The 8,527-nt window shown below is 56.9% G+C and carries 6 protein-coding genes and 1 pseudogene; 3 read left to right on the top strand and 4 right to left on the bottom strand.

The genetic code is table 11. The features are described 5' to 3' along the window. Positions 1–641: 641 nt before the first annotated feature. A complete protein-coding gene (locus tag ASF44_RS31905) occupies positions 642–1,547 on the bottom strand; it encodes a hypothetical protein (RefSeq protein WP_156374558.1) in 906 nt (301 codons plus the stop codon). Further along, entirely contained in the window at positions 1,544–3,316 is a 1,773-nt protein-coding gene (locus ASF44_RS31910) for a hypothetical protein (protein WP_156374559.1), read from the bottom strand. The genes ASF44_RS31905 and ASF44_RS31910 overlap by 4 nt, the downstream gene beginning before the upstream one ends. A 2,088-nt stretch (positions 3,317–5,404) precedes the next feature. Between ASF44_RS31910 and ASF44_RS31915 the strand changes: the two genes are divergently transcribed. Then, on the top strand, positions 5,405–5,659 hold the full coding sequence (locus ASF44_RS31915) for a hypothetical protein (protein WP_156374560.1): 255 nt from the start codon (positions 5,405–5,407) through the stop codon (positions 5,657–5,659). Positions 5,660–5,704: 45 nt separating this feature from the next. On the opposite strand, the gene ASF44_RS33280 is transcribed toward ASF44_RS31915, so the two are convergent. Both ASF44_RS33280 and ASF44_RS17120 read right to left on the bottom strand, forming a co-directional pair. After that, positions 5,705–5,935: an XRE family transcriptional regulator gene (locus tag ASF44_RS33280; RefSeq protein ID WP_162243829.1), complete on the bottom strand. Its 231-nt coding sequence runs from the start codon at positions 5,933–5,935 to the stop codon at positions 5,705–5,707. A gap of 47 nt (positions 5,936–5,982) precedes the next feature. Next, the gene (locus tag ASF44_RS17120) at positions 5,983–6,195 is read right to left on the bottom strand and encodes a hypothetical protein (protein WP_056900449.1); all 213 of its coding nucleotides are present in this window, start codon (positions 6,193–6,195) and stop codon (positions 5,983–5,985) included. Between the two features lie 680 nt (positions 6,196–6,875). Between ASF44_RS17120 and ASF44_RS31150 the strand changes: the two genes are divergently transcribed. Both ASF44_RS31150 and ASF44_RS31155 read left to right on the top strand, forming a co-directional pair. Next, positions 6,876–7,289, top strand: a complete 414-nt coding sequence (locus ASF44_RS31150; RefSeq protein WP_082524850.1) for a TniQ family protein — start codon at positions 6,876–6,878, stop codon at positions 7,287–7,289. Positions 7,290–8,263: 974 nt separating this feature from the next. Continuing rightward, positions 8,264–8,428 (top strand): annotated as a pseudogene (locus ASF44_RS31155) (IS5/IS1182 family transposase); the annotation flags it as partial. Positions 8,429–8,527: the final 99 nt, after the last annotated feature.

Here is an 8,527-nt window from a genome sequence, read left to right on the forward strand (position 1 = left end):
CTCCCGTAAGCGCACACCTCCAAGCGGGTCTGCGATCAGAGGCAGATGCTTGCCGTCATCCCGCGGTCAGGCAAGGACGGCCCACGTCGGACTATTACGTCCGTTCTGACCTCACCATGTTGGCGCCGACCGAAAACTGAGCTCACTTTTGCATCGGCGCCCACACGCACTGTCCAACCTGTGGATGGTGCGGCGAACTTGGATGGGAGCGCAGGAGTGAGTGCGCCTGCAAACGGCCAACGGGCCGAAAAACAGGTCCGCAACGGGCTGAATCCCGCGGCAAAGCGGTACGAACCTGCAAGGCGTCTGGACTGGGCGGCATCAGCACATCTCAAAGTGTATTGCGCAGACCTTCCTTAGCGTTGTTGGAAGCAGAAATTCTACACATCCGGATTTGAACAAGGCGTCACGCGCTGCCAAATAAACCCCAGTAGAACCGGAAAATAACGCCCATTATTTAATCCTCCCTCAGGGAGTCCTGCCTAACCAACTAAACCCATTTCTCCCGGCCAACTTGAATTTACTGCGAAACTCATGCCAGTGCCTGCGGCAAAGCCAACAGCCGATATTCGCGGATCGATGCTCCGAAAAGCCACAGCACCGTAAGATTCAAGAATTTATAGGTACCTTTGCGAGCTTCGCTACGCGGATTTTTCGGCTTTTTCCTGCATGCGCTGGGCCACATATTGGAGCAATGCTGCACTATCTCTAATTCCAGAGTCAAAGCCCAATCGAGCATGCTCAAGTGCGACCTTAACGTTCGGCCCCGGCGATATACCAATTTCTCGCATTATGTCCTTCGCGCCCAGCGGCAGCACTGATCGCTGATAATCAAGCACCTCAGAGTCAATTAACCTCTCGATCACTGGCGTTGGATCCTCCGATTCCGGAATGCTCTCCAAGAAGCGCCTCCAGTCTGAAAGCCGCCGCTCTCGGAATGCTCTTGCGTTGAGCTGCAAGCCGAGTCTTGCAGCTGAGTCAGCGACAAGCTGGTCAAACCGGTGTGCCTCCCAATCACGCTGAAGTCGAAGCCGCCACGTCGCAAGAATCTGCTCGCGATCTTCGACTGACTTCATGATTGAAGAAATAACTGCCGCACAGTAACTGACCAAATCCTCGACATCAGTACAGAGCCGGCTGAAGCAACGCTCCCAGTGCTCTCGATTCGTTGGCGAGGTGGCGTCACATGAAAGAAGAAACCAATCCGAGACTGCTCGCCGAATCTCCAACTCTCGGGCACTGTCGAACCCCATGTTGTGGTGCAACCAAGTCCGGAGTTGTTGCACTGCTATGAGCGTCGCCTTGTGCTTGTTCAACGCAGAGGGGTCACCGTTAACCGGAGGAACATCTAGGAGCAGTCCGAAACTAGTCCGCCCAGCTTCAAATAACAACGCGTACGACCAAGTCGTCAACCGTAAAAACCCAACTTCATCATCGGATGTAGCCGGAGGCCTCGTGTTGATCGTTGCGATAGAGGATCGATCCAAATGGATTCGCAGCCCCTCAGTGAGTCCGACCACTGCCGCGTTGAGTTTAGCGAACGTCATGGATGCGGCGCCTCGTATTGAAGCGGATCCGCAATGGGCCCAATATAGTTAAAGGCGACTCCAAATCTTGGAACCGTCCGTCCGTAGGATAGTTCGAGCCCCTTGAAATCTCGGCCAAGTCCCTGCACTCGTCTGCCTAGTGGCTGCACTAATAGCGAGAAGCGGCCAGGCTCAGTTTCGGCTTCGACCCGCCCTTCAAACGCTTGCGGTCTTCCAGTGTCGTCTGTGAGGATAAGTCGACGAACTACACGTCGTGAGTCGGAGAACTCGGTCTCCCTTGAGAGGTCACGCCACATCCGAATGGCCAGGTTCTCGTCATCGCCCAGCCACAGCATTACTGCTTCCAAGTAGGCCAAGCCATGGTCGCTCTCGCTGACTCCCAAGTCGCGGAGCGCCTGAAGAGTTCGCTGTACCGCTTGACGCGACGCCGTGGAGGCAGGAATCGGTTTTCGCTCGCCTCTTAGCGGCCACTCGCCGGTCGCAGCGATCCATTGGCAAGATAGCAGGTAGCGAAGGCATCGTTCATCGCGAACGATTTTATCCCAAGACGCTTCAAGGATCGCCGCAGCAGCCCTTGCACTAGCACGATCAGGTCGTTTCTCTGCAGCTTTGCCATTTCTAGGCCCCACCTCTCGAGCACGAAGGAATACTCCGGCTGCTGAACCCTTTGCATCCAGCGCGTGAAGTGCTTGTTCTGTCAGCTGCGGTAGATCAAGAAGCCCGCCAAGCGAGTGAAGGCGGGAATAGAACCTTTCCCGCTGATCAATTGAAAGCATCTCTGGATCGACACGATCAAGCACTGAATGCAGGTCAGCATGGAGCTCCAGCTTCTTGATCTCTTCTAGGCCCCCTTCACGGAGAAGATCTGCTGGCGTCCAGAGCGCAACGTCAAGCGGGTTGTAAGCGTCAGTCGTGACAATCGCTGTTTGAGATGCGGTTCTCGCCGCACGATAGGCCGACCAAACTTTTTCAGGATCCGACTGATTCCTAGCTTCATTGACCGCAAGAAATCCGAAAATAGTTGCCCGCTCGACGATTAGGTTTGCTTTGGCCCGAGGGCTTCCTTTTCCTCCTCGCTTGGACAGTGAGTCAATTGCATTTTGAACTGCATTGCGCGCCTCTTCCAGCAGGACAGATATCGATTCGCCGGCTGCTGCACTCTCTCGAATGGCGCTTCGACGCAGTGCCGATTCCTGAAGTGCCAACCTTGGATCTTCGATCCCCCCGTCAATACGAAGTTTTGTCAACTCGCGAGCAACGTCGATGTAGGCCGAACGATATCGATTCTTTAATGGTCCGTCCGGACCTAACTTTTGGACCAGATCGATTAGGAATCGTCGCTCGCTACCCGAATAGTCCCAAGTGGAACGAGCGGCACGAATCAATGTAAGCAGCTGGCGAGACTCTGCGTCGGGGCCTAGAAGACGCCGCTTACACAGCAACTCAGCTTCAAGAGTGAGTCTTGGTGATATTAGCAAATCCTCGCCGCGTGTGTCGGACTCCTGCCACCGGAATAGGTCCAGCCCCTTAAAGAGCTTTGCAATCTTGGTTAGATTACTCGACGTCTGATCACTTGACGCTGCTCGCATAAGAAGGTTGATGGGTACTGGGCAGTTCAGCTGACCCGCTGCCATTACAAGGTCTACTAATGTTCCCGCAGAGCCGTCAGCGTCGGCCACCGTGTGGAGGAGGCCCTCTTCAAGTTTCGACGTGTCCTGTGCGGCCAGGCCAAGAGCAATAAGTTGTTCAGCAATTGGCGAGAGCGTCACATCGCTTGACTCTTTGGATCGAGTTTGCAGCTCTTGCTCAGCCGACCTCGCCTCACTGCTAAGACCGGTTGAAAGGCGATATCGACTCGATGGAAGGGTCCTATAAAGCGTGGCCAAGACACTTCTGTCTTCGCCAACACTACGATGGTCGTGGTGGCCAGAGAACTCTTGAACCATCTCCTGCAGGCTAGATCTCTCTCGCGCTGAAAGAGTGTTGGGCGCCTCAATGAACTCTCGTGGTAACGGTCGATCCTGATCAACACTTCGATATGTTGAGCCAACGACAACTATTCGGCGACCTCGACTCCGAAGACTCTGCAGCAGTTCCCTGTAGCGACTAATTGGAGCGTTGCAGTCGCAAATCAGTACGGTTGAAAGCGCGCCAGTGTCCTCTGCTAGCTCGCAGAACTCCGAAACTTCAAACGCCTGGGGAAGCCGTCCTGTAGCATAGAGAACCGCCGCGCGACGGCCGTCCCGTATATTTACTACAAGCCGGGCGAGGCTGACACTCTTGCCAGTAGCCGACTGGCCGTGAACGATAATCGGATCCTTCAGTCGAGAGTGAGTCTCAACGCCCTCCCGCACTAAGGCCCCTAGTTTTTTCTCGAAGTCGCGAACAATCGCAAATTGTCGGCGGACGCCCTCGACTAGTGCTCTAGGTCCATCAACGTCGCCATGAAATCTTACGAAAGCACTGTACCGAGCGTCGCTGCCTTGCGGCTCAAGAAATGCGCTCCATGAGTCATCCACAACGAAGCAGGCGGCTTCGACCTGAATCCGAAGTTCTGGCGGGACAACGGTCTTATTGTCACCTTCGTAAGCGATGAGCCCAGCCTCTGCGGATCTAACCGGCGTCAGATCGCTCAGGCGCCCCGACACTCGCAGTTGAGCAAGGTAAGCGCCCAGCCGCTGGGGTTCTGGCAGCACCCTCCCACTAGCCACAAGTTCGAGAATGTCGGGTGGCAGTTGCTTGCTTCTAGTGTCCCAGCCAAACCACAAGACTCTCTGCTCAGGCAGTCGATCAATAGTGGCAAGAAAAGAGTCAACGTCCAACCAGTCGTCGCCAGGTGTGTAGCCATCAATTACGACAAGACCCACGGCGGTTGCTGCATCAACGATTCGGTTCAACATTGGAACCGCGTGCAGCGTACGACGAACTCGCAGTTGAGACCGCGTTAACGGAGCGAGAGCGTGCTTGTCAGCAATGCCTGCTCTTCCGAAGAGGTAGTAAATCGGCGTTCTTGACAGGCTGCGCGACGCTGGTGGGGCTTCATCTGACGTGAGCACGACCTGCGGTTGACGGGAAGAACTACGAAAAGCTGAGGATAGCGTCTGGTCGAAGCTGGAAGTAAAGATTGCACTCCATGGTATGTCAACGACATTGCTCGCCCACTTTGCAGGGACTGAGCGTGCAAACCGCTCCGCCAGCCATTGAAAGAAGCCATCCGATAATGGCATGGCGCTCTGTACAGCGTTCCAACTGGCGGCTCCTGTCGCCGAAACTCCCAAATGATTTAGCACGACATGGAGTGCCGCGTCTGCGCTGGCGCCGTCTCTCAACGCGTCTTGGCCAAGCAGCAGCACCAGTGGATCGCTCTCAGTCAACGCGTTGACGAGGGCGTCACCAGCGGTCGGAATCTTGTTCACAGGGTGACCTCACTCAAATTTAGATCGGGTTTCGCGGAGGCTAGTTGTTTTAAGTCATACGGTCGCGGCCCGAGCGATGCCTTGTACGCGCCAGTTTGCCAGAAGGCCGTGCTCAGAAAATATCCGCCAACCGACATAAAAGATGTTCAGCTCTTTGGCAACGTCACTTGAGGCCCGCGGTCGGCGTAAGTGGAAGTTCAGAAGACGGGAGCCTCCAGTGTGCAATCAGACCGGAGCCGCTCGCGGCTTAGCGCCGGAAGACTGCTGATGGCCGAGAGCGCCAGTTCGAACAGGCAGAGCATCTGCGCCGAAGCGAAGAGGCACAGCATTACCCCACACGGCCAGCACAACTCGTAAACTGGCTTGCTGCAGGAGGCCTCATGAAAGTTGCGCTCGAACGGATTGGTAGAGGCACCGTGCTGGTTGGTAGCACCGGCACCAATGATCAAGGGCATCCAAGCAACGCGGCTGGAAAAAGGTATTCGTATGACCTCAATGCGGAAACGAAAATCCATCGCTGCACGTCGATGGCAGCTACAGCGCCGCAGGCTTCGCGAACTGGAGGATCAGATCTGGGACCGGATGCCGCCAGTCGGCCGCGAATTCGGTAGCCCAGACTTCGAGCGGCTGATGGCCGAGGACGACACGGGTATGGCCGGCATGGCGCCCGCCGAAGCGAAGCACGCTGCGCTGTAAGCGGCACGGACAGGTCTTGACCGCTGCCGGCCGCACGGTCAGGCGTCAGGTACGTGCTGTCAGCCTGATCCGCAGCTCAGCGCGAGCCGCCATCGACACCAGATCTTCCAAGCAAAACCTGACAGCGTCTCCGCGAAGCAATTCCCGAACGCGCGGACGCGTTACCCCGAACCGCCGAGCGGCCTCCTTTTTCGACCAGGCTTGCGACCGAGCGTAGTGGCCAAGATCGGCAAGAAGCTTGGCTTTGAGCCGATCTGCTGGTGAATCGTGACGCACGTCCTCACCCCTTTCGTTTCTGACGACTAGCCCGGGCCCTGCAGGAGCTACCGAGTCGATGGATCGAGCGCAGGCAAGTTCGCCAGCTCGCGCAACGCATTGAACTCCCGCCAGAGTTCTGCCTTGATCGCGTCCCGGCTTACCAGCACGTCATCGTCAAACATCCACAAGTTTGCGGCGGCCGACGCGTCGAAATGATGAAGCGCAAAAAGCAGCCAGCTTGAATACCCGTCTGGCAGGGGGAGGCTTGCGTCCTTCATCCTTTTTCCTTCTAAGATCGGCAAACAACAACCTCGCCGCCCCGTCGGTCTGCCACGCGAACTGTCCGGACGGGCGGGCGACTGGCCCCAATCACCCGACGTAGGGCGCTCAATTGTCTCCCGAACACCGGCATCGCAACCTCGCTGCACTCGATGCTCCTGTCCGCCCCACCAAGCAACCTCTCCCCGAATCCCACGGCCGCTAACCACGTCCAGACGATCGGTTCTGTCACACAACGCATTGCACGGCCGACCGGGCACCGGGTCTTTCGCGATGTCGCCTGCGCTATCGTTGACAAACCTCAATGCATTTATGCATAGTTGCACCGCATGGCATCAGCCCCATTTCCACAGAATGCAGAGCATCTTCGTCACGAGATCAAACTGCTTGGCTTAACCCAGATAGCTGTTTCCAGCGCAGTGAAAGCTAGCCAGTCACAGGTGAGCCGAGTTCTCTCGGGGCAAACGTCGATGAAGTCTCGTCTAGCGCAAGACATATGCATTTATGTTTCCTCGAAGCAGCGTAGAGGTTCTCCCCGCCAGATCGCATCGAACACCGATCTGATGGATGCGATCGCTAGCGTCTGGGATGGAACCCCAAGCCACGCTCGAGCGATGGCCGCAGTCATTCGCAGCTTGAAGCTGCTGTCCCCCGCCGAACCGAAGTAGGAAGGATCTGTATGGTCAGCATCGCTGTAGCCCCGCCGTACCCGGATGAACTCCTGGAGGGAGTCCTCGGTCGCATTGGCCTGGTCAATGGATGCCCCGACCAGAACAGAACAATCATGGGATTGCGCGTGTCGCTCGATCTGCCGCCGTCGGCGTCAGTGCTGGACGTCACCGCCGCGTACTTCGGAATAGCAAGCCGCGACATTGCCTATCGCCATACCTTGGCCCCAATCCAGAGGCTGTTCTCTGCCGGGATCGAGCATGACGACGAGCGAATAAAGAGGCCCACGCGGCGGTCTCTGCTGAACATCCGGCGGACTACGTCGAATGCCAGAGCTTGCCCTGCCTGCGCACAGCGTGATCAGCAGACGGGCTCGCCAAGTTACTGGCGCCGCGCGCACCATCTGCCTAACGTGGACTGGTGAGGGCAGCAAGTTCCTTGCGCTAACGGCGCTATCGGCTGCTTGACCGGCCACTCTCTATCGTCCTGACCGTCGGTACTCCGACGGCAGTGCACTTGCCACGTTTGGCCGAAAGGAGAAGCTGACGTCTGAGCAGACCTGCCGTTCCCCTTTCATGGTGCTCCGGCAGGCCTCGTCGTCCAGTGACCAAGGCCGCGATGCGAAACCAGTTCGACGAACTTTATTTTTCCCCGACGAACTTTATTTGCTCCTGTTTGATTCGAAAAAATGCGTAAAACACCATTGAGGCTTGACGCGGCTTTGCAGGCAGCGCGGCGTTCAGATGAGATCAAAAAGTCGTACTTTTCTGTGCCACGTTCGCGCGTCGAGCAGGCAGCGCACGAAAAAAGTCGTACACGGTCTTTTTTAGAGGCTGGCGAGATCCAATAGGTTCGCTTCACCTGAAGAAATCCGAGCAGCCACAGCGCCCGCCTCCGCATTGGGCCAAGGCGGCCGCCGCTAGACGCCAGCTAAGTGAAGCATGGCCCCGCCGACCCTCTTGGCCACGAGCTGCCATTTACCTTCCGGCGACGAACGCCATCTCAAGACTGGTTGCTGACGTTCTGCCTTGAGCGCGCCAACGACTGCTCCTGTCAGCACCGGTCTTTGACTGCTCGCGAGTTGAATGACAGCCAGATCACAGGGCCCGGCCGTAAGCCAAGCCTGCAGTTGAACTGGCAATCACCCTAAACGCCTCTTCAGCAGTTCCGGCGAACGGCTAACAAGAGTTGTGAATCTAGTAGGACGCATCGCACTAGTGATCAAAACTCTCGAGCAGTTGACGCGCCCACTCCAAGTGCTTCCAGTTAACGTAGTCCGCCCTGAACAACCCACAAGCCGTTGATCTGACTCGCGGTTCTTCGGATTGATAGGCGCAGGATTTGCAAGGTATGGTTTTGCCAGTACCTGTTTTCCTGCAAATTGCTCCGGGGAGTCCGATGGGTCCAAAGCCTTCGCAGCCGCAAACGGCCGAGCTGTTCCGTCCACGGCTGGACGAGCAGCTCAACATGCAGCACCCGCTGGTCCGACTAGCCGCGCTGATCGACTGGGCGGAGATCGAGCGTACGTTCGCGGTCTCATTCACATCCGGCCGCGGGCGGCCCGTGAGCGTCCAGTCATCCCATCTTGACCGGCCGCACGCAGCTCATCTGGACTGCAGCTGCGCTCCGACGTAGGCCACGCACTCCACGAGGTTGAGGCAG

The organism is Pseudorhodoferax sp. Leaf274 (genome assembly GCF_001422445.1).
Lineage (GTDB): Bacteria > Pseudomonadota > Gammaproteobacteria > Burkholderiales > Burkholderiaceae_C > Pseudorhodoferax.

Coding starts and splice junctions, on each gene's coding strand:
- ASF44_RS31905 (WP_156374558.1), bottom strand. CDS start 1,547: ATGACGTTCGCTAAACTCAACGCGGCAGTGGTCGGACTCACTGAGGGG.
- ASF44_RS31915 (WP_156374560.1), top strand. CDS start 5,405: ATGATCAAGGGCATCCAAGCAACGCGGCTGGAAAAAGGTATTCGTATG.
- ASF44_RS17120 (WP_056900449.1), bottom strand. CDS start 6,195: ATGAAGGACGCAAGCCTCCCCCTGCCAGACGGGTATTCAAGCTGGCTG.
- ASF44_RS31150 (WP_082524850.1), top strand. CDS start 6,876: ATGGTCAGCATCGCTGTAGCCCCGCCGTACCCGGATGAACTCCTGGAG.